Genomic DNA, 22030 nt, shown 5'->3' with positions numbered 1-22030 from the left:
GATTTTTATCTTCACGTGTCATTTGAAAAGCATTCTCAGACAATTTTTACATAAACAAAGGCAGTTCCAGGTAATGAAATCGTTTGCAGTCCATGCGATAATGGTACTAGATTTTCCGAAGGGAGGGAGAGGACATGGACGAGCCATTGTTGGTGAATTACCGGATACAAGGCGTATGGGAGAACATCGATTTCCATTCACATAGGGAATATGAGGTCTTCCTGTTCCATTCGGGTACTTGCAGGTATCTCATCCACAACCAGATCTATGATTTGGAACCGGGGGATGTCCTGTTGATGGACGGTTTGGCATTGCATAAGCCGAATGTTCCACCGAACAGCCCGTATGTACGCAGCCATGTCCATTTCTCTCCCCAGTGGTTGAAAGGGATGTTGCAGGCAGTAGGTGCTGAGTACCTATTGGACCTATTCGAAAAGCATCATCATTATTTCATCCGCACCAAGGAAAATGAGGAATTCAAGCATTTAGTGGAAGTCACTGGACAGTTGGCCGAGTTGAAGCGGAAGGCGGATCCGGCGGACAGGACGGCTGAGGTGGAAATGAAGGCATTGCTGCTTCAAGTGCTGGCAAGCGTGCATCGTCTAGGGCGAGTGGAGTCGAACAATCTTCCGACCCATAAGGCCGAGAAAGCGGAGCATGCGGAAAACATCGCGAAATATATCCAGGAGAATTTCATGGAGAAGTTGACCATCGACTCGATTGCGGAAGCACTCAGCATCAGCAAGTCCTATGTGTCCCATGTGTTCAAAGAAATGACGGGGTTCACCGTTATGGAATATGTCATGAGCTCCCGTCTGACCCAGGCAAAATATTTATTGGAAGCAGAACCGGATAAGCCATTGAAAGACATCGCTTGTGAAAGCGGATTCGAAAGTGTTTCGCATTTCAGCAGATATTTTAAGTCGAAAGTAGGCGTGACTGCGAAAGAATATCGCCGTCAGCGCTTAAAAATATATGGTGAGGAGAATGAACTATGAGCAAAGTAAGGTTAGGTATTGTCGGATTCGGTGCCCAGGGTGGTGCCTATGCAGGATTCATCGCTGAAGGAAGAGTAGGGAACATGGAAATCGGTGCGATCTGTGACATCGACCCAGAAAAAAAGAAAGCGGTCGCAGAGAAATATCCAGACGTTCCATTCTATGAGGATTATATTGAAATGATGGAAAGCGGCAATGTGGATGCCATCGTCACTACGGTACCACACTACCTGCACCCTGAAATGGGAATTGAAGCGCTGAAGAGGGACATCCATGTACTGGGCGAAAAGCCTGCTGGTGTGTATACCAAACAGGTGAAAGAGCTGAATGAGTTTGCTGCTAAGAAGCCTGAACTCACCTTTGCCATCATGTTCAACCAACGGACCAATGAACTGTATCAAAAGGTGAAAGAGATCATCGACAACGGAGAAATCGGCAGCATCCGTCGTACCAACTGGATCATCACCACTTGGTGGAGACCACAGGGCTACTATGACCAAAGTGCATGGAGAGCGACTTGGGATGGAGAAGGCGGCGGTGTCCTCGTCAACCAGGCACCACATCAGCTGGATCTTCTGCAATGGATCGCCGGCATGCCGAAGAAAGTGTATTCCAATGTGAAGTATGGCTATCAGAGAGATATTGCCGTAGAGGATGAAGTGACTACATTGCTGGATTACGGCAACGGGGCAACTGGTGTATTCGTTACCTGTACGCATGATGTGATGGGAACGGACCGTTTTGAAATCCTTGGCGACAAAGGGAAAATCGTGGTCGACGACAGTAAAAAAGTTACTGTAAAACGCCTGAAGCAGCCAGAAAATGAAATGAGCAATTCGATGAGCATGCAGGATGTCATGAAGATCTTCATGGGCGGAACAACTGATGACATTTACGAAACAGAAGTCCTCGAATTTGAAAGTGTTTGGGGCGGACAGCATGTAGCTGTATTGGAAAACTTCGCAGCGAATGTTCTCGATGGTGAGCCTCTGATCGCTCCGGGCAGTGACGGCATCCATGGTGTCGCATTGGCCAATGCCATTCACTTGTCCAGCTGGTTAGGAAAAGAAGTGGAACTTCCAGTGGATGAAGAAGTATACCTGGAGGAACTGAACAAACGCATCGAGGAAGAAAAAGCAACAACCAAATAAATGAATTTGTTGTGTGGGGAAAGAGAGGGTCCATTCCTCTGCTTTCCCATCTACAGCAGAAGAAGGGCAACTGGGGCATCTGCCCAGTTTTCTCTGACCAACTTCTTTGAGGAGGGGCAGCTCATGCTTAAAGCAGCAGTTATTGGACTGGGAGACATCTCCAAAATCCATGTGCCGATCATACAAGAAAGTCCCCATGCAGAACTGGCAGCAGTATGTGATATCGATGAGTCACTCCGGGATTCGGTCCCGGGGGTGCCTTTTTATACAGATTATGAGGAAATGCTGGAGAAGGAATCACTGGATTGTGTCCATATCTGCCTGCCGCACCATCTCCATTATCCAGCCGCAAAAGCGGTGGTGGAGAAGGGTGTCCATGTTTTTCTGGAAAAACCGTTGGCCAGGAATGCAGAGGAAGGCATGTTCCTTGTGGACTTGGAGAAAAAATACGAAGATGTGAAGATCTGCCTTAGCCTGCAGAACCGGTTGAATGCGACTTTTGTAAAACTGAGGGAGCTTATAGCAAGCGGTGGGTATGGAGAAGTGACAGGGATCAAAGCATTGGTGACATGGTTCCGGCCGAAGGAATATTACGATGTGAAGCCGTGGAGAGGGAAGATGAGGCAGGCTGGCGGGGGCGTGATGATCAATCAATCCATCCATAGCCTGGATCTCATGCAGCTGATCGGCGGTGAAATCGAGACGATCCGCGGATCCATTGATAATCTGCTTGATTATGGGCATGAAGTGGAAGATACAGCGACCGCCCATATTCAATTCAAGAATGATGCCAAGGGATTATTCTTTGCCACCGTGACGAACGCAACCAACTCTTCGGTGGAGTTCCAAGTCATCCTGGAGCGGGGCAAGCTGACGATCAAGGACAGCATCCTCACGATCACCAATGATGAAGGCAAGAAAGAGAAAATCATAGAAGATGACAAGCTTCCCGGCAAGAAATTCTATTATGGGGCAAGTCATGGGAAGCTGATCAACCATTTCTATACGTGTATTGAACAGGATTCTGATGATTATATCCATGCAAGAGATGCCCAGACATCGATGGAGATGATCAGTGCCATCCGAAGGTCTTCGGAAATCAAGCAAACGATCGATATGGAGGTTTACAAATGACAACAGGCAAAATTGGCGTGCAAATGATGATGTTGAAACAGAAAGTGGAAGAACTTGGTGCCTATGAAACGATGAAAAAGCTGGCTGACCTCGGTTTCGGAGCCGTGGAAGTTTCTCAGATTCCGATGACGGAAGAGAATGTGGCAGCATTGAAACAGGCGAGCGAAGATTTCGATATCAAGATCGCAGCACTATCTGCCGGGTTGGAGCCGATGCTTCCAGGTGCACCGGGAGAAACCTTGTCCAACGACTTTGACAAGATTGTGCAGGACTGCAAGACATTAAACTGTAATTTCATCCGGATCGGCATGCTGCCATTGAATATCATGGGCGATAAAGACCAGATCATGGCATTCATCGAAAGAGCGGAAGAAATGGCAGGACGATTGGAAGAGCACGGGATTGAATTGTATTACCATACCCATCACATCGAATTCCAAAAATATGATGGCGAATTCCTGTTGGACCTGATGAAGAACAATACATCCAAGCTCGGCTTCGAATTGGATGTGCATTGGATCCAGCGTGCAGGAGTGAATCCAGTAGAGTTCATCAAGCAATACAAAGACCGCATTTCCTTGCTTCATTTGAAAGACTACCGGATTGGCGATTTGGATATCGAAGAAGGTGATCTTGACGATATGGGCGTATTCTTCCAGAAATTCACCAATCTGATCGAGTTTGCTGAAGTCGGGGAAGGGAATTTGGACATGCCTGCCATCATTCAGGCTGGCCTGGAAAGTGGAGCACAATATTTCCTGATCGAGCAGGATGACACCTATGGCAGAGATCCATTCGATTGTTTGGAGACATCCGCCAACAACTTGAGAAGTCTGGGATATTCGGACTGGTTTTAATAGACAAAGAGACAGCTGAATCCTACTAGTATTCTTGAATGTAATGAAGGAGCGATACAATCATGAGCAGTAAAGACGGAATGAATTATGCACCGAAGGGAAAACCGAATCCCGTCGTAAACGAAGGAGAGTTTCAAGTCGCAGCAGTCGCCCTCGACCATGGCCATATCAATGGGATGTGCAATGGCCTTGTAGAAGCGGGAGCCACCTTGAAATGGGTCTATGATCCGGATGCTGAAAAAGTGAAGGATTTTGTGGAAAACTTCCCTGAGGTGAAGGTGGCGGACAGCCTGGAGCAGGTGCTGGAAGATGAGGATATCAAATTGGTCGCAGCAGCAGCCATCCCTTCTGAGCGCAGTGCTTTAGGAAACAAAGTGATGGAAGCCGGCAAGGATTACTTCACCGATAAAACACCGTTCACGACCATGGAACAGTTGGAAGAAACCAAGCGGGTGGTAGAACGGACTGGGCAAAAATACATGGTCTATTTCAGTGAGCGCCTCCATGTCGAAGGAGCCGTGTTTGCCGGAGACCTGATCAAGGACGGGGCGATCGGCGATGTGATCCAGGTGACTGGCTTCGGCCCACACCGCTTGAATGCACCAAGCCGTCCGGACTGGTTCTTCAACAAGGAACAGTATGGCGGAATCCTCTGTGATATCGGCAGCCATCAAATCGAACAGTTCCTCTATTATACCGGGAACCAAGATGCGAAGATCCTGCATAGCAAGGTAGCGAATTACAACAACCCGGACCATCCAGAACTGGAGGATTATGGGGACGCAACATTGGTCGGCGACAATGGAGCCACCTTCTACTTCAAGGTGGACTGGTTCACTCCAGACGGGTTGAGTACCTGGGGAGATGGACGTACCTTCATCACCGGGACAGAAGGAACCATCGAGATCCGTAAGTATGTCGATGTCGCCCGCGAAGAATCAGGAGACCATTTATATCTGGTCAACAAAGACGGCGAGAAGCATTATGACCTGTCTGGGGAAGTAGGGTTCCCGTTCTTCGGAGAGTTGATCAAGGACTGCATCCACCGCACCGAAAATGCAATGACACAGGAACATGCCTTCAAAGCGGCAGAATTGTGCCTGGTTGCGCAGAATGAAGCAGTGGTTGTAGCGGAATAATAGTAAAATGAGAGAGGAAGTCCTCGCCTGGCGGGGGCTTCTTTTTTTGTGACAGAAAAAAGGAGCGGTTTCGAAACCGCTCCTAACGTCGCCTACTCAGCGAATAGATATTCACCTGTTTCCAAGTCGTATTGGACTTTTTCAATTTCACCAGTGAATGGGAAGCTTCCTTCCTCCGCATACGCTGGGCTTACAGGATATAGCAGATCTTTTCCGATATCCAACCCTTCGAAAGACGTTTTAAGCGGAAGGGTCTGTATTTCTGTTTCTCCGACAGCATCCCCATTGACGGATAGCCTGCCTGTTCCTTGGTTCTCCCCTGTGTTTTCAAATGTGAGGGTGATGGTATTTTCCCCCTCATTCAACGTACCTTCTGTGGTGATGGTATATCTTTCGGTACCATTATGATATTCATAATGGAGGGTGTTTTCTTTTACGTAGAAGGTGTAGCCGCTCTTATCATTGCCTAGTGCCAACAGGACACCTTCGTCTCCTTCCTGGTATTCGATCGGAATGGTGATTTCATGGTTGCGGTCCAATGTCAGTGGTGCAGCGGATTCACTTAAATGGGACATCCCCGGGTAATACGTGAAGGAAGATTTTGCCCTGATATTGTCTTCTGGCAGATGCGCCAGACCTTCCAAGAAGTTTTCCGACATTGGCAGGACGTTGTTCTTTTCGGCTTCTTCATGCCAGAGATCGATGAGTTCCTCCAGCACTTCGGGATGTTCCTCTGCGACATCAGTCAGTTCGGAATAGTCTTCAGTTGTATTGTACAGTTCCCATTCATCTTCCGCAAAATCTGTACCGGGCTCATGAATGGAGATCGCTTTCCAGCCGTCATGATAAATGGTGCGTTTTCCACTATGCTCGAAGTACTGTGTATCCTTGCCTGTTTCTGCCTCTGGATGGTCAAAGGTATCTGCAAAACTGACGCCTGTCACTTCCATTTGTTCGGTGCCATCCAATTGGTCTGGGGCTTCCACTCCAAGGACATCATAAACAGTAGCGGTAATATCACTGACATGGGTGAACTGTGTTCTGGTCTCCCCGCGTGCTTCCGTGCCATTCGGCCAGTGAACAATCATCGGAGTGCGTATCCCGCCTGCATGTGTCGTGCCTTTGAATTTCGCAAATGGTGTGTTGCTTACTTGTGCCCATCCGGAGGGGTAGTCGCTGTTCGTCTGCCCACTGCCAATCTGTTCATACTTTCCATTTATGGATTCGAATTCTTCAGGAATCTTATTATAGGCCATGGATTGATTCGTGGCCCCGTGTTCTCCACCGGAGAAGCTGGCGCCATTATCGGAAATCAATACAATGAGCGTATTATCCAATTCCCCCATTTCCTCCAAGGAATCCATTAATTTACCTACTTGTTCATCGGTGTGTGTCAAAAATCCAGCATATGTCTCCATGAACCTGGCATAAAGTTTCTTTTGATCTTCACTCAGGCTGTCCCATGCCGGAACATCAGGGGAACGGGGAGCAAGTTCAGCATCTTCAGGGATGATGCCAAGCTCCTTCTGTCTTTCAAACCGCTGTTTGCGGATCACATCCCAGCCTTCATCATATTTGCCTTCATATTGATCGATATATTCCTCGGGCACTTGGTGGGGCATATGCTGGGCACCGAAACCTAGATACATGAAGAATGGGTCATCCGGTCGAATGGATACATGGTCCGTCATATATTGTTCGGCATTGCCCACAATATCTTCGGAATAATGGTAGTCTTTCACATCAGGCAAAGGAACAGGGCTATTATCCCTGAATAATTCCGGTCGGAACTGGTCGGAAGAGTCTTCCAAATTTCCATAGTATCTGTCGAATCCTTTTCCAAGCGGCCACCGGTCATAGGGGCCAGCCGGAGAGAGTTCTGTGGTCGGGGTGATGTGCCATTTTCCGACTCCGAAGTTTGTATAGCCGTTTTCACCAAGCACCTCTGTGACAAAACCGGCTTCATCGGGAATTCGGGCTCTTTTGCTCGGGTATTCTTCCCCGAAGTCGAAGTTCGCGACATTCCCCATGCCGACTGCGTGGCTGTTCCTGCCTGTCAGTAAGGAGGCACGTGTTGGCGAACAAACCGGTGTTGCATGGAAGTTGTTATACTTCAGCCCATTTTCCGCCAGTTCATCGATATTCGGGGTGCTAATTTCAGAGCCATAGCTGCCCAGGTCCGAAAAGCCCGAATCGTCCAAGACGATATACATCACATTCGTCTTTTCATCTGTAAGGGCTTGGTTTTCTGTGTCTGCTTGCGGGGCCTCGCCGGCATCAGCCTCATCCGTCTGAGCTTGGCATCCCCCTAAGAGCATAGCTGCAGACAGAGCTGCCGTACCCAACATGGAAAATTTGTTGACGTACTTCCTCCATGGTTTTTCTTCCTTTTTTTTGTATTCCAAAATGTATATTCCTCCTTTTTGGGATGTTTGATATCGGAATCGGATTAGACATCTGTCACACAACGGAAACCTATATTTCCTGACGCACTGTCCGGGGTGTTCTTTGATCGTGCTGCGACGCGATAGCGGTTGCAATAGGAATGATGGCAGAGATACGAGCCACCGCGCATGACACGGAACTCCCCGGATTTCGGCCCTTTGGGATTCTTTCTCCCGCCACGGTCGCGTACACTTCTCGCAAACCAATCGGAAGACCATTCCCACACATTGCCTACCATGTTATAGAGGCCATAGCCATTTGCTGGAAACGACCCGGCAGGTGCAGTACCTATGTAACCATCTTCTTTCGTGTTCGTCTTTGGAAATTCTCCTTGCCAGACATTGCACCGGTGCTCTTCACCCGGTGTAAGCTCATCCCCCCAAGGGAATTTCTTATGCTCCAATCCGCCTCGGGCTGCATACTCCCACTCAGCCTCTGTCGGCAGCCTTTTTCCCGCCCATTCACAATAAGCCCTGGCATCATTCCACGATACATGGACAACTGGGTGATCCATTTTTTCCTCTATGGAAGAATCCGTCCCCTCCGGATGTTTCCATGAGGCTCCCTGTACGACGAGCCACCAAGGTGTCTGCTGGACAACTTGCTTCACCTTGCGTTTTGTTCTATTGCTGACAAATTGGTAGAAAACAAAGGACCAGCCGAATTGTTCGGACTCCGTCTTATAACCGGTAGCTTCCACGAAATCGCAGAATTCGGCGTTCGTGACAGTGTGGGCATCCATGTAAAATGGGTCTACCGTCACCTTTCTGACCGGTCCTTCGCCATCTGCCGGGTAACCTTCCTTATCTTTCGTCCCCATAAAGAAACTGCCGCCAGGAATATAGATCTGTTTAGCAGCTGATTCTACCGTTGCAGAAGGTATACTGGCTTTCCGGGAGTCCAGTTCTTGTGCAGATGGTTTGTCCATCTGTGCGACATCACTGCGACTCATGCTGCAGCATGGGGAATGGTTGCTATGATCCATGAAAACCCGCTCCTCTTACTGAATTTTTAAAGTATTTAAATTTTGATAGTGACTATGTTATATAAAAGCGCTTTCATTAACAACGGCAAAAGATGTTTAATTTTGACTGGGATACCACATGATTTTGATAGATTCATTACTAATTTACATGCTCTATCGTGCAGAGTTCTTCATAAGAAACGGAAGGAGTTTTTTACCTTCCCATAAGGTGATATAGTTGAATCCAGCCTGCAACTAATATAATATTTTCACTGGAAAGGAAGTGTTCCGATGAGTGAAAATATATCAGAGATAGATTACAGACAAGTGGCGGAATATGCGTTGGAACCATTAATCATCCATTCGGATTTGAAAATCATATATATCAACCAGGCAGCGGAAAAGTTTTTCAGGGCTGATCGGGAAGAAGTAGTCGGGGCAAGCCCATTAGATATATTCCAAGAAACATCCAAATCGGCAATAGATAATCGGATCCAATCGGCTTATGAACAACCGGCGAATGTCATTGAGGAAACCATCTATCGTATGGACCGGACGACAGTGGATGTGGAACTGTATTGCCATCCAGTGATGATCGGCGATACAAAGGCCATTCAGACCTATGTCCGGGACATCACAGAGAAAAGACAAGCTGAAAAGAAACAGAAAGAAATTACAAAGGAAATAAATGTATTATCTTCCACACTTGTTCCATTATTTGATGGGATGGCGATCCTTCCGTTAACAGGGGCGATCGATGAGGAAAGGGCGCTGCATCTTCTCGATAAAGTTCCGGAAAATATAATGGAACAGAATATAGAGAGTGTGATCCTCGATTTCTCAGGGACGTATAGTCTCGACTCTCTGGTATTGGATTACATATTCAGGATCAATCGTGTGCTGTCCGTCATGGGTGTACATTATATCATTACAGGGTTGAGGCCGGAGTTGGCCATGCAGGCCGTAGATTTAGATATGGAGCTCCATTCCCCTATGATTGCCTTGAACGTGAAAGAAGCAATCAAGAAGTTGAGTGAGCATGCCGCATAGAGCGGGCCAGTCCTTTACTCATCCCGTATAAGAGAGTAAACCATTACAGAGATCAGGCTATGAACGAAGGAGCTGGGATTGAAGGAGCGTGTTTTGAACCTGTTTTCAAAGCACGTTTTTTCTTTTTTTGTGTATGTTCCTTCATCTATCGAGCAGAACAGCATGATACCGATACAAGGAGGACAAACATGGATGCAGTGGGAGCTGTTTTTAATGTGCTATTTTTCATCCTTGTCATTTACTTGATTTCAAGGGTGGCGCATTTCATGAATAATACGACTAATAAATTGAAGGAAATAGATGAGAAATTGGAAGAGCTGCGAGAGAGCAACAATATATAATTTCTTTAGCGGAGCATGGAACGTATAGAAGAATAGTCCTTTATACATAATGCGATAAACATAGAGTTCGTGAGATTGCAGGGTTGATCAAAAAGGAGGCATATCATAATGACGAAGCATATGAATCGGTTTGAAAACAAGGTGGCTCTCGTGACAGGTGGGCGTTCGGGGATCGGCCAGGCCATCGCTCGCCGTCTGCATGAAGAAGGAGCGACAGTGATCACCGCACAGCGTGGCGAGGACAAGGAATTTGACTGGGTAGCGGCAGATTTTTCCGATCCCACTTCACCGCAACGAATCGTCGAAGAGGTCATTTCCCGAACAGGACGGCTCGATGTGCTGGTCAACAATGCGGGGATGATGATGGAAGCGGGTATCGAAGAAATGAGCCTGGAGGATTGGCAACGCAATCTCACCGTGAATTTGACGGCTCCCTTCCTAATGATTCGCGCGGCATTACCCTACCTCCGTAAGACGCAGGGCAGCATTGTCAACACCGGCTCGACGGAGGGGCTGGGTGCCAACCCCAACCATGCAGCCTACTGTGCATCCAAGGCTGGGCTTCACGGGCTCACCCGTTCAGTAGCGGTGGATCATGGCCATGAAGGCATTCGCTGCAATGCAGTGGCACCTGGGTGGATTGACACCGATCTGAACCTTGGTATGATCGAGAGCACTCCTGATGCAGAGGCGTTCCGGCGCGACATCGAGCGCATCCACCCTGTAGCTCGCACGGGTTCCCCGGAGGAAGTGGCAGCGCTCGTCGCCTTTCTCGCCGCAGAGGAGGCTGGGTTTATCACAGGGCAGGTCTATACCGTCGATGGCGGCAGGACGACCAAGTTGAGTCTTCCTTGAGCAAGGATATGATATCAGTTGTCTGATTCAAAGCTGTAAGAGTGCTTGTTATGATAAAGGCAGGGATTTATATTGCTGCTGGGTCAGATAGAACACATGAAGGGGTGGTTATTATGGATGCGGGAGTCATCGTCATTTTCCTGGCTGTCATTTCAGGAGTCATCGGGGCTTGGTATACCTTGAATGCCAAGAAAAAGGGATGACTTGACGCTCCGATGAATGGGGGCGATGAAACATGGTCGCTTCTTTATATGAAAGGAAATGATTGCTCCATATATATGATAAAATAGGATTAAATTTCATCAAGTTGGGGGGTGGTGTTTTGGCCGGAATTACAAGTTTTGGGCTATTTTTAGTAACATCATTTCTAATGAATATTACACCGGGTACAGATACGATGTATATTATCAATCGAAGTGTATCCCAAGGATCGAAGGCGGGAATCTATTCAGTGCTCGGCATTTCCACAGGGGCCTTGGTACATACCTTTATGGCGGCTGTCGGTTTATCGGTGATCCTTACCACATCTGCCGTATTGTTCACTCTGGTCAAGTTGATCGGTGCCGGCTATCTGATCTATCTTGGCATACGGATGTTAAGGCAGAAAACCTCTAATATACAGCTTGCCAATACAAAGGATATGCCGGTCAGGAAGATATACATACAAGGAATGATCACCAATGTAACCAATCCTAAGGTTGCATTGTTTTTCATCTCGTTCCTGCCGCAGTTCATTTCAGCGGACAATAATTATGGTCCACTGCCATTTGTCATCTTGGGGCTTGCTTTCGTATTGACCAGTACGGCATGGTGTTTGTTGGTTTCTGTTTTTGCTTCCTTTACCACGAAGAAATTGAGGAATAATCCAAAAGCAGAACTCATCTTGAATAAAGTGACAGGCATCATTTTTATCGGGTTGGGAATCAAGCTGTTCCAGACGAAAGCTTCCTAGCCAATGCAAGGATATTCACTTTATTTGAAACTCATCAGATTTGGAGGCATTGACGAAACAGACGTCGGGCCTCCTTTTTTACTAGAATCAAAATAATGAATAAATGAATCAGTTCTTTACTGTCCTGTACCGGAGATGATTACTTTTACAGTGACATAGTTAAGTATGATCGCAAGAGCGTGTTTTGATCTCTTTCAAAGTACGCTCCTTCTTTTTGTCTATGAATGTAATTCTTATTATTTAACACAAAAGCAAAAGTTGCTAAGCAAGGTTTCTAACGTGCGAGTATGCCCATATAAATGCTAGATACTGAAATTTAACGAAAACTAATCGACGATTTTTCTGACAAATTAAATTAATTTTAATATTGACATAAGTATTGAGGGTTGATACTATACATATAACGAAATAAGTTAATGCGTTTAAAAAACGTTATACAAATAAACGTTATAAGGAGGTGTGACAAATGAGTGAAGATGTTTATGACGTAACCATTATTGGAGGAGGGCCTATCGGTCTATTTTCCGCTTTTTACGGTGGTATGCGGCAATTAAAAGTGAAGATAATTGAAAGTTTGCCACACTTAGGCGGCCAACTCAGCGCTTTATATCCGGAAAAGTACATTTATGATGTGGCAGGTTTTCCAAAAACGAAGGCTCAAGACTTAGTCGATCAACTAGTGATTCAAGCCCAGCACTTTGATCCAACTGTGGTATTGAATGAATCGGTGGAAAGTGTCGTTAAAACGGACGAAGGGGATTTCCAATTAATATCTGATAAAAATGTTCATTATTCTAAGACTGTTCTTATTGCTGCTGGAATTGGGGCATTCACACCGCGCCGTATTGATCATAATAATGCGGCAAGTTATGAAGGAAAAAATCTACATTACTTTATAAAAGATATGCAACATTTTGCCGACAAGGAAGTTTGTATATTAGGTGGTGGAGATTCTGCTGTTGACTGGGCACTAATGATGGAACCGATAGCAAAAAAGGTCAACATCATTCACCGACGGGAGCGCTTTAGAGCTCATGAAGCTAGTGTGGCTGATATGGAAAATTCCAGCATCAATATTTTGACCCCTTATAATCTACTGGATATCCATGGAGATGAGGGCAGCATCCACGCTATATCCATACAAAAAAATGATACAGGTGAAATGATGACCATAGAATTGGATGAATTGATTACAAATTATGGCTATGTATCTTCTCTTGGACCGATTAAGGAATGGGGATTGGAGTTTCTGAAGAAATCAATTGTAGTCAATTCCAAAATGGAAACGAATATAGCAGGCATATTTTCAGCGGGTGATATTGTAACTTTTGATGGAAAAGTTAAATTAATTGCAAGTGGTTTTAGTGACGCTGCAACTGCTATTAGCAGTATCAAAACCTATATTGACCCGAAGGCACGTCAACAGCCACAGCATAGCACGAGTCTATTCGAGAAAATAAAAGTATAGAAAGGAGTAATCCCATTGGCATTTGTAATAACTTCTCCCTGTCATAATGAAAAATCGGCTGAATGTGTGGATGTCTGCCCGGTTGATGCAATCCACCCGGGGGATGACATGTTTTATATAGATCCAGATGTATGTATTGATTGTGCAGCATGTGAATCAGCATGTCCAGTGCAGGCGATCTATGCAGAAGAGGAAGTTCCTGAGGAAGAAGAAGAATACATCTTGTTGAATGAGAAGCATTTTAGTCAGGCTACTTAATTATAGGAGGGGATGGCGGTTGTTTTATAACGAAAAAATGGAAACGCTTGCGGACCATGATAAGAAAGGACTGCAATTAGCGCGGTTGAAGGAAACAGTCAAACGAGTTTCAGAGAATACACCTTTCTATCAAAAGAAATTCGAGGAATCAAACGTACATCCAGATGACATTCAAACCTTAGATGATATTCAAAAATTACCTTTCACAGTAAAGAAAAACCTTAGGGAAAATTATCCATTCGGATTATTTGCAAAGCCTGTTAATGAGCTGGAGAGGTTGCATGCTTCTACAGGGACAAGTGGGAAGCCTACGGTAGTTGGATTTACCAGGAATGATATTAATGTATGGTCTGAAATAGTTGCAAGAGCCATTGCAGCTTGTGGAGGAGAACCTGAGGGCGTTCTACATAATGCCTTCGGATATGGATTGTTTACCGGGGGGCTAGGCATTCATTACGGTTCTGAGAAACTCGGCATGACAACTGTACCCATTTCAGGTGGAAACACCGAACGACAAATCATGGTCATCGAAGACTTTAAGCCAACAGTCATCACGGGCACGCCATCTTATGTTCTGAATATTATTGAAAAAATGGAGAAAATGGGAAAAGATCCTCGTGAAACAAGTTTGAAATACGGTATTTTTGGAGCAGAGGCCTGGTCGGAAGAAATGAGAGAAACCTTGGAACAACGACTGGGTATTAAAGCAATGGATATTTATGGACTTAGTGAAGTGATGGGTCCTGGTGTAAGTATTGAGTGCAAGGAAGCGCAAGATGGATTGCATATTGCAGATGACCATTTCTATGTAGAGGTTATTGATCCAGAAACATTGGAACCAGTACCGGAAGGGGAAGAAGGAGAGCTGGTTTTCACAAGCCTGACAAAAGAAGCTTTTCCAGTTATCCGCTACCGTACAGGAGATATTGCTTCCATCACAAAAGAACCGTGTGAGTGTGGAAGGACGTCGATTCGGATGTCACGGGTGAAAGGCCGCATCGATGATATGTTGATCATTCGCGGTGTTAACGTTTTTCCTTCAGAAATCGAAAGTGCTTTATTGGAAATGGAGGAATTTGTCCCACATTACCAGCTTGCAATAACAAGGGAAGGGGCACTCGATAAAGTAGTCCTTAAGGTTGAAATCAATGAAGAGGTTTATCAAGCAGTCGACGGCGATATGAACCATGAACAGATAAAATATTTGAGTACAAAGATTTCTAAAAAGTTGAAAAGCAGCTGCCTTGTAACGATTGATACTCACATTCAATCTCCAGGAAAGATTCCAAGATCAGAGGGAAAAGCCATCCGGATTATAAAGGAACCGAAAGAAGCAACAGTTTAAAATACTTACGCAAGGAGGGAGTAAAATGAAAGCGATTCAATTTTCAGGTTTGACCGAGGAAGAAAAGTATCAACACTTTATGGAACGGATTGAAATGGATGAAAAGATTGAAGCGAATGATTGGATGCCTGATGAATATCGAAATGCATTGATCAAGCTTATCTCCTCCCATGGAATCAGTGAGATTATGGGTGCTTTGCCTGAGAAGGAGTGGGTCCCAAAAGCGCCGACCATTGATCGAAAACTATCTATTATGGCTAAGGTTCAAGATGAAATGGGACATGGCCAATTGCTCCTTCGAGTAACAGAGGACCTTAGTAAGCCACTTGGCAGAACACGTGAGGATATTATGAACGATTTATTCTCCAAAAAGTTGAAGTTCCATAATGTCTTTCATATGCCATCTCCGACTTGGGGCGACGCAGCTATTATCGCATGGCTTGTCGATGGAGCAGCAATTCTTACTCAAACAATGATGCTAAAAACATCCTATGGACCTTATGGGAGGGCACTTAAAAGAATATGCCAGGAAGAATCCTTCCACGCCAAACATGGCGAAAGTTTAACTCTTGCATTAGCTGCAGGCACCGATAGCCAGAAGCAATTGCTGCAAGATTCTCTTGATCGCTGGTGGGAACCTCTATTAATGTTCTTCGGACCGAAGTCTAAAAAAGATGTTGGTCATTCGAGTGTTGATATCAACATCAAGTACAAGCTGAGGTCCAAGACCAATGAAGAATTGAGGCAAGAGTTCCTGTCGAAATATGTTCCTAAAATTAAAATGTTAGGATTAACAATCCCTGATGACACCTTGCGTTTTGATGAAGAGAGACAGGAATGGTCCTATCAGGAACCTGATTGGAAAAAGTTCAAGCAGATTGTCTCAGGCGATGGACCGAAAACGGATGAGCGGGTTTCCCTGAGAAGGGATTCATATAAAAGTAATGCATGGGTGCGAGAAGCGCTGAGCAACCACTACCAACAACGTAAATTTCAAATCAGTTAACAGATCTCTGGAGAAAAATGAAGAGAGGGGTGATGTAAATGTCAGAGGAGTTATTCTATGAAGAGTTTGAAGTGTTCAGCCGGAAAAAAGATGGGCTTCCATTAGAGCATCGCTTTAGTCTTTTGGCACCAAATCGTGAAATGGCCTTTGTCATGGCGAAAGAGAATTTTTTCCGACGGGAATCGTTTAAGGAATTATGGGTGGTAAAACGCTCAGAGATCAGAGCCATGTCCCAACAGGAGAGAGAAGGGTTTAAGAACATGGATAATAAAGGTTATCGCGAAACCAAAGGTTATACTGATTTGCCGAAGAAGTGGAAAGCATTTGAGGAAAAAATGAGCTAGGAGGTGTTTTATAGTGACTCAGGAAAACAAATATATCTGTGAATTACTTTATCAGTTGGCGGATGATAATTTCATCCATTCCTACCGCGGTTCTGAGTGGCTTGGATTAGCTCCTCATATTGAAGAGGATGTTGCGTTTTCTTCCATTAACCAGGATACCATGGGCCATGCCGCAATGTATTATCAGCTTCTCGAGCAATTGGGGGAAGGTGAAATAAATGACCTTTCACATAATAGGAGCACGGGTGCATTTCGGAATGCTATTCTTCTGGAAAAGGTGAACGGACCAGGAAATTACCTTGAAGAACCAGAATATGATTGGGCGTTTACGGTGGTCCGTCACTTGTTTTTTGCAGTATTCAAGAGTATTCGATTGGAATCACTGAAACAATCAAGCTATGAACCACTCACCCATGCAGCAGTGAAAATCCATTCGGAGCAATATTACCATCTGATGCATTGGAAGACTTGGTTCCGCCAGTTGATGACCAGTACGGAAGAAGCCAGAGAGAAAATGGAAGCAGCAATACACCGTGTTTGGGGAGAATTCGAAGGAGTAATCTCGCTTGGAAAATATAGCCAGGAAATAAGTGACCTTCATCTTATTGCGACGGAAGAAGAGTTACGGGCGGAATGGCTTAAAAGACTTCATCAATTGTTTACTGAAGTGAATTTTTCTATCGAAGGAAAGCCTGACATGATCAGTGGCAATGGGCGAAATGGAGAACATACGGCTGATCTGACAGAAGCATTGGCTGTTTTAACTGAAGTGTATACGTCCGATGAGGAAGCAGTTGCATGGTAGTTCTTAAAAGAAGGAAGTGGCTGACATATGCCGGAAATTTTAAATGCTGAACAAGAGATTCTTCGTCTGTTGCAAGGTGTGACGGACCCTGAGATGCCTTTTATCAGTATAGTTGAATTAGGAATGGTAGACGAAGTAAAAGTGGAAGATTATGAGATATTTGTAAGACTACTGCCTACATTCAGCGGATGTCCGGCTTTGGATATGATAAAAGGCGATGTCATTCGAAAAGTGAAAAATGAAATCAACAAATTAGATGATTCCCTGGACATCCAAGTAGAGTTCAGTTTCAATCCTCCATGGACAACAGATCGAATAAGTGAAGATGGAAGAATAAAGTTGAAACGTAATGGAATCACCCCACCTCCTGTGAGCCACAGAGAGGATGGGGCGTGGGAAATGGATTGCCCTTATTGTGATTCAACTTATGTAACACTGGATAATATTTTTGGACCGACTGCATGCCGGAGCATTCTTTACTGCAACGAATGCAATAACCCGTTTGAAGCTATGAAGCCGGTCGCCAATATACATGAAAAGGTGGATGTGAAATGGTAAAACTGATTGCATTGTACAAAAAACCAGAAAATGAGCAGGCTTTTGATGAACATTATCAAAATGTCCATACACCAATCACAAAAAAAATTCCAGGCCTAAGAAAGATGGAGGTTACTAGAATTGTTGGTGCCCCTACAGGAGAAAGTGACTATTACTTGCTTTGCGAAATGTACTATGATGATCATTCATCGTTGAAACAGGCAATGAAAACGGAGGAATCCAAGGAGTCAGCAAAAGATTTAATGTCATTTGCCGGTGATATTGTAACGATGATGATCGGTGAAGAGGTTGAATAACTATCAATATATCAATAGCTGGATAGAAGACGGGATTGGAAGAGTAGAACTGAATCGCCCAGAAGTATTGAATGCGCTTAACCGGCCTATGATCACGGAGATTGTAGAATGTCTTTCTTATTTTGACCAGTCAGAGGAAGTTAAGGTCATCGTCCTTTCCGGGGCAGGGAGAGCGTTTGCTGCAGGAGCGGATATTGATGAAATGGCGGATGATAACCCGATCTCCTTAGAGATCTTAAACCAATTCGCGGAATGGGATAAAATCTCGTTAATAAAGAAACCGGTCATTGCAGCAGTCCAGGGATTTGCCTTGGGTGGTGGGTTCGAATTGGTATTGAATGCCGACATCATATTCAGCTCTGATCATGCGAAGTTCGGTTTTCCGGAAGTCAATATTGGGGTCATGCCGAGTGCAGGGGGGACGGTTAAATTAACGAAAGCACTTGGTCGTAGAAAAGCATTGGAATGGTTATGGACCGGTGAACAGATGGAAGCTCACGAAGCCCTTGAATACGGCGTGACCAATAGATTGGTCCCTGCTGAGTTGTTAATGGAAGAGACGATGGCTTTTGCTAGGAAACTTTCAGAACAACCACCTCTTTCTTTACGCCTGATCAAAGATACAGCGGGAAAAAGTGAAGACCTTCCCGTTTATGAGGCGATGCAATATGAAAGGAAGAACTTCTATCTACTTTTTGCATCAGAGGATCAATCAGAAGGGATGGGAGCATTTATAGAGAAAAGATCTCCCGTATTTAAAGGCGAATAGGAGGGGTGTTCAGTTGTTCGAAACGTTGAATTATAAAGTGGAAAATCAAGTGGGATGGCTTACTCTAAATCGTCCAGAGAAGTTAAACGCCTTTACCGAGCAAATGAATGGCGAAATGATCAAAGCTTTAAAATCCCTGGATAAAGATCCGGAAATACGAGCCATTGTTATCACTGGTGAGGGAAAAGCATTTTGCTCTGGCGAGGATCTCAGCGGGTTAAGTGCCGATGCAGATCACCGAGAAATGATTCTCACTCGTTATAAACCGATGATGGAGCAGTTGGCAAAAGTGGAAAAACCGACAATAGCCTCCGTCAACGGGGCAGCCGCAGGTGCAGGTTTCAGTTTAGCACTTGGCTGTGATTTCCGGATCGCATCTGAAAGGGCATCATTTCTTCAAGCATTCATTAATATTGGTTTGATTCCTGACTCGGGAAGCTTATATTACCTTCCTCGTATAGTAGGAATGGCAAAGGCATTGGAGTTGACCATGCTTGGAGAAAAAATAAAAGCTCAGGAAGCTGGTGAGTATGGACTTGTTACGAAGGTTGTATCACCTGATTCCTTAGAAGAAGAGACGCAAGGATTTGCGGAGAACCTTGCAACGAAGCCGACGAAAGCCATTGGATTAATTAAACGTTATATACAGCAGTCATTTGAAACTCCACTGGCCTCGATGCTCGATTATGAGGCGTATGGCCAGAAAATTGCTGGCAATACAGAGGATTACGGCGAAGGAGTAAAAGCCTTTTTTGAAAAAAGACAGCCTGACTATAAGGGATACTAATTAATAAAGGAGAGATATTATGCTAAAAACGGAAGAACAGTCCATTCCAACTCAAGTGAAAAGAGATTCTTATCAAATGGTGATCAACGGAAAATTGACCGATGCTGAATCAAGCGAAGTAATTAAGGTTTATAACCCTGCCACAGGAGAAGCTATTGCAGAGGTTCCAAAGGCAGGAACAAAGGACGTAGATGCAGCAGTAGAAGCGGCCAGAAATGCCTTTGATTTCGGAAAATGGAAGAAATACCCTGTCGGGAAGAGAGCTCGAGTTCTAAACAAGATAGCGTCCATTATGCGAAGTCGTTTTAATGAACTAGTAGAAATCGAGGTGCTGAATAGCGGGAAAACAATATCCGCTGCACAAGGCCAGGTTTCCCAGGCTATTGAAGACTTTGAATTCTATGCCGGAGCGATCGTAGGACATCGAGGTGAGGTGAATAATGTTCCAGGAAGGTTCTTCAACTATACTCAGAAGGAGCCGATTGGCGTCGCGGCCCAGATTATTCCTTGGAATTACCCAATGATGATGGCAGCCTGGAAAATAGCACCAGCAATAGCTGCAGGGTGTTCGGTAGTTTTGAAGCCAGCTAGTTTAACACCGATCACTGCCATTGTGTTAACCGAAATTTGTCATGAGGCTGGTGTGCCGGAAGGTGTGGTCAACGTCATTACAGGGCCGGGAGCAACGATCGGTTCTTATTTATCAGAGCATGAAGGGGTGGATAAGGTAGCATTCACCGGTGAAACATCGACAGGCAAAGATATTATGGGAAAAGCCTCCCAGACCTTGAAGCGCGTCACATTGGAATTAGGAGGAAAGTCTCCAAACTTGGTATTCCCGGATACAGACATGGAGGCTGCCGTTAATGGTTCACTATTTGGTATATTCTACAATACTGGTCAATCCTGTGAGGCAAGATCCCGCTTGTTTGTACATGAAGATATTTATGACGAGTTCTTGGAAAGTTTCGTAGAGAAAACGAAGAAGATGGTTGCAGGGGATCCTATGTCACCTGAGTCGCATATTGGAGCTATTATCAGCCAAGGACAATTGGATAAAATCCACCAGCATGTTGAGGAAGCTGTAGAAGAGGGAGCGACAGTAGTAACCGGAGGGCAAGCCTTAGAGGTAGAAGGGTTCGAAAATGGATATTGGTACGCACCAACAATAATCACGAACGTAACAAACGACATGAAAATAGCCCAGGAAGAAGTCTTCGGGCCAGTTGTTGTTGTCATGAAATTCACAGATGAAAAAGAGGCGGTTAAACTCGGGAATGATACGAAATATGGTCTCGCCGCTTCGATTTGGGCAAAAGATCAGGGATTGATCCAGCGTGTATCAGATGGCTTACAAGCAGGGGTTATTATGGTGAACTGCCCATTCTCCGCTTTTCCTGGTACGCCTTTTGGAGGATATAAACAATCCGGTTTTGGCCGTGAACTGAGTATTGAATCTCTAGATCTTTATACAGAGACTAAAAGTGTACTTTCCTATGCAGGATCCAAACCGCTTAATCCTTTGAATATATAACGAACAATTTCAGAGTGGCTATCTTGGTTTAAATAGTGCGTGATAAAAGGCGAACTGGATCCCCGTTAGAAAGGTTCGCCTTTTATCATATATATAGGGAGGCTGAAAATGAATATAGTAATTGTCGGAGCAGGTGTTATGGGCAGAGGGATTGCTTATGTCAGTGCCCTTGGAGGATATGACGTAAAGGTGGCAGACCTCAGCAAGGAAGTATTAAAAGATGCTGAAGCAGAAATGGATCAGAACTTTGATAAAGGGATCAGCCGTGGCAAACTCAACAGTTCAGAAGCTGAACAAGCAAAACAAAGAATAGGGTTCTATACGGAATTGGAGCAAGCTGCGCAAGAGGCTGATCTAATCATTGAAGCAGTTCCTGAAAAGAAAGAGTTGAAGAAAAATATATTTGAAACGATCGATCAGATTGCCCCGCAGAATTGTATATTTGCCACAAATACATCGACGATGAGTCCTACAGAAATTGCTTCCTATACCAACCGGCCATCTTCTGTGATAGCGATGCACTTTTTTAATCCGGTTCATAAGATGCCGTTGGTTGAGATTGTACGTGGCTTGGAAACTAGTGATGAAACAGCTCATTTTGCCGAGACGGCTGCAAAACAGATGGGCAAACAAACAGTGGTTGTCAATGAGTTTCCTGGGTTTGTTACAAGTCGAATTAGCTGCCTGGTAGGAAATGAAGCCTTTTATATGCTTCAAGAAGGCTTAGGTACTCCTGAAGATATAGACAAAGCAATTAAGCTGGGCTTGAGTTACCCTATGGGCCCCTTTGAATTAGCTGATTTGGTGGGGTTGGATGCCCGTCTGAACAACCTTCGCTATTTACATAGTACTTTGGGGGAAAAATATAGACCGTCTCCACTTTTGGAACAGTATGTGAAATCAGGAAGGTTGGGAAGAAAAACAGGTGTGGGTGTCTATGACTATACGATAAATAATGAAGGTGAGTGAATGAT

The 22030-nt window shown here is 44.9% G+C and carries 24 protein-coding genes; 22 read left to right on the top strand and 2 right to left on the bottom strand.

The annotated features are described in order from the left end of the window. Positions 1 to 134 precede the first annotated feature (134 nt). From ACFOGI_RS04630 to ACFOGI_RS04610, 5 genes are all read left to right on the top strand, one after another. Positions 135 to 998, top strand: coding sequence for a helix-turn-helix transcriptional regulator (locus ACFOGI_RS04630; RefSeq protein WP_390269136.1), 864 nt, complete (start codon positions 135 to 137; stop codon positions 996 to 998). Further along, positions 995 to 2149, top strand: coding sequence for a Gfo/Idh/MocA family protein (locus tag ACFOGI_RS04625; RefSeq protein WP_390269133.1), 1155 nt, complete (start codon positions 995 to 997; stop codon positions 2147 to 2149). The genes ACFOGI_RS04630 and ACFOGI_RS04625 overlap by 4 nt, the downstream gene beginning before the upstream one ends. Before the next feature lie 123 nt (positions 2150 to 2272). Further along, positions 2273 to 3283: a Gfo/Idh/MocA family protein gene (locus tag ACFOGI_RS04620; protein ID WP_390269130.1), complete on the top strand. Its 1011-nt coding sequence runs from the start codon at positions 2273 to 2275 to the stop codon at positions 3281 to 3283. Next, positions 3280 to 4140 carry a sugar phosphate isomerase/epimerase family protein gene (locus ACFOGI_RS04615; protein WP_390269127.1) on the top strand — a complete coding sequence of 287 codons (861 nt, stop codon included), beginning with the start codon at positions 3280 to 3282 and terminating at the stop codon, positions 4138 to 4140. The genes ACFOGI_RS04620 and ACFOGI_RS04615 overlap by 4 nt, the downstream gene beginning before the upstream one ends. A 62-nt stretch (positions 4141 to 4202) precedes the next feature. Further along, complete coding sequence (locus ACFOGI_RS04610) at positions 4203 to 5279, top strand: Gfo/Idh/MocA family protein (protein WP_390269124.1); 1077 nt, start codon at positions 4203 to 4205, stop codon at positions 5277 to 5279. A gap of 92 nt (positions 5280 to 5371) precedes the next feature. Here the strand turns inward: ACFOGI_RS04610 and ACFOGI_RS04605 are convergent, their stop codons facing one another. Next, positions 5372 to 7684: an arylsulfatase gene (locus tag ACFOGI_RS04605; RefSeq protein ID WP_390269121.1), complete on the bottom strand. Its 2313-nt coding sequence runs from the start codon at positions 7682 to 7684 to the stop codon at positions 5372 to 5374. Between the two features lie 44 nt (positions 7685 to 7728). Then, complete coding sequence (locus ACFOGI_RS04600; RefSeq protein ID WP_390269119.1) at positions 7729 to 8709, bottom strand: formylglycine-generating enzyme family protein; 981 nt, start codon at positions 8707 to 8709, stop codon at positions 7729 to 7731. A 270-nt stretch (positions 8710 to 8979) separates the two neighbouring features. Between ACFOGI_RS04600 and ACFOGI_RS04595 the strand changes: the two genes are divergently transcribed. The 17 genes from ACFOGI_RS04595 (at position 8980) to ACFOGI_RS04515 (ending at position 22025) form a co-directional block, all read left to right on the top strand. After that, positions 8980 to 9738 (top strand): PAS domain S-box protein, encoded by a 759-nt coding sequence (locus ACFOGI_RS04595; RefSeq protein WP_390269116.1) that lies wholly within the window; start codon positions 8980 to 8982, stop codon positions 9736 to 9738. A 188-nt stretch (positions 9739 to 9926) separates the two neighbouring features. After that, a complete protein-coding gene (locus ACFOGI_RS04590; protein WP_390269113.1) occupies positions 9927 to 10079 on the top strand; it encodes a hypothetical protein in 153 nt (50 codons plus the stop codon). Between the two features lie 108 nt (positions 10080 to 10187). Continuing rightward, entirely contained in the window at positions 10188 to 10934 is a 747-nt protein-coding gene (locus ACFOGI_RS04585) for an SDR family NAD(P)-dependent oxidoreductase (RefSeq protein WP_390269110.1), read from the top strand. A gap of 50 nt (positions 10935 to 10984) precedes the next feature. Then, the gene (locus tag ACFOGI_RS04580; RefSeq protein WP_390269107.1) at positions 10985 to 11137 is read left to right on the top strand and encodes a hypothetical protein; all 153 of its coding nucleotides are present in this window, start codon (positions 10985 to 10987) and stop codon (positions 11135 to 11137) included. Between the two features lie 119 nt (positions 11138 to 11256). After that, on the top strand, positions 11257 to 11886 hold the full coding sequence (locus tag ACFOGI_RS04575; RefSeq protein ID WP_390269104.1) for a LysE family translocator: 630 nt from the start codon (positions 11257 to 11259) through the stop codon (positions 11884 to 11886). A 466-nt stretch (positions 11887 to 12352) separates the two neighbouring features. Next, positions 12353 to 13354, top strand: a complete 1002-nt coding sequence (locus ACFOGI_RS04570) for an NAD(P)/FAD-dependent oxidoreductase (RefSeq protein WP_390269101.1) — start codon at positions 12353 to 12355, stop codon at positions 13352 to 13354. A gap of 15 nt (positions 13355 to 13369) precedes the next feature. Continuing rightward, entirely contained in the window at positions 13370 to 13612 is a 243-nt protein-coding gene (locus ACFOGI_RS04565) for an indolepyruvate ferredoxin oxidoreductase subunit alpha (RefSeq protein WP_390269098.1), read from the top strand. A gap of 37 nt (positions 13613 to 13649) precedes the next feature. Then, a complete protein-coding gene (locus tag ACFOGI_RS04560; protein WP_390269154.1) occupies positions 13650 to 14957 on the top strand; it encodes a phenylacetate--CoA ligase family protein in 1308 nt (435 codons plus the stop codon). Positions 14958 to 14982: 25 nt separating this feature from the next. Beyond that, on the top strand, positions 14983 to 15963 hold the full coding sequence (gene paaA, locus ACFOGI_RS04555; RefSeq protein WP_390269096.1) for a 1,2-phenylacetyl-CoA epoxidase subunit PaaA: 981 nt from the start codon (positions 14983 to 14985) through the stop codon (positions 15961 to 15963). Positions 15964 to 16001: 38 nt separating this feature from the next. Continuing rightward, entirely contained in the window at positions 16002 to 16307 is a 306-nt protein-coding gene (gene paaB, locus ACFOGI_RS04550) for a 1,2-phenylacetyl-CoA epoxidase subunit PaaB (RefSeq protein ID WP_390269094.1), read from the top strand. A gap of 13 nt (positions 16308 to 16320) precedes the next feature. Then, a complete protein-coding gene (gene paaC / locus ACFOGI_RS04545) occupies positions 16321 to 17112 on the top strand; it encodes a 1,2-phenylacetyl-CoA epoxidase subunit PaaC (protein ID WP_390269090.1) in 792 nt (263 codons plus the stop codon). A 27-nt stretch (positions 17113 to 17139) separates the two neighbouring features. Continuing rightward, a complete protein-coding gene (paaD, locus tag ACFOGI_RS04540; protein ID WP_390269087.1) occupies positions 17140 to 17670 on the top strand; it encodes a 1,2-phenylacetyl-CoA epoxidase subunit PaaD in 531 nt (176 codons plus the stop codon). After that, positions 17664 to 17966, top strand: a complete 303-nt coding sequence (locus tag ACFOGI_RS04535) for an EthD family reductase (RefSeq protein WP_390269083.1) — start codon at positions 17664 to 17666, stop codon at positions 17964 to 17966. Before paaD ends, ACFOGI_RS04535 begins: the two co-directional genes overlap by 7 nt. Further along, the gene (locus ACFOGI_RS04530) at positions 17959 to 18735 is read left to right on the top strand and encodes an enoyl-CoA hydratase/isomerase family protein (RefSeq protein ID WP_390269080.1); all 777 of its coding nucleotides are present in this window, start codon (positions 17959 to 17961) and stop codon (positions 18733 to 18735) included. Before ACFOGI_RS04535 ends, ACFOGI_RS04530 begins: the two co-directional genes overlap by 8 nt. A 13-nt stretch (positions 18736 to 18748) precedes the next feature. After that, the gene (locus tag ACFOGI_RS04525) at positions 18749 to 19522 is read left to right on the top strand and encodes an enoyl-CoA hydratase/isomerase family protein (protein WP_390269077.1); all 774 of its coding nucleotides are present in this window, start codon (positions 18749 to 18751) and stop codon (positions 19520 to 19522) included. A 19-nt stretch (positions 19523 to 19541) separates the two neighbouring features. After that, on the top strand, positions 19542 to 21056 hold the full coding sequence (locus ACFOGI_RS04520; RefSeq protein WP_390269074.1) for an aldehyde dehydrogenase family protein: 1515 nt from the start codon (positions 19542 to 19544) through the stop codon (positions 21054 to 21056). 108 nt (positions 21057 to 21164) lie between these two features. Continuing rightward, positions 21165 to 22025: a 3-hydroxyacyl-CoA dehydrogenase gene (locus ACFOGI_RS04515; protein ID WP_390269071.1), complete on the top strand. Its 861-nt coding sequence runs from the start codon at positions 21165 to 21167 to the stop codon at positions 22023 to 22025. Positions 22026 to 22030: the final 5 nt, after the last annotated feature.

Origin of the sequence: Virgibacillus xinjiangensis, assembly GCF_042643145.1 — a bacterium.
GTDB classification, from domain to species: Bacteria; Bacillota; Bacilli; order Bacillales; family Amphibacillaceae; genus Virgibacillus_O; species Virgibacillus_O xinjiangensis.
This window is presented reverse-complemented; position numbering and strand designations above follow the sequence as displayed.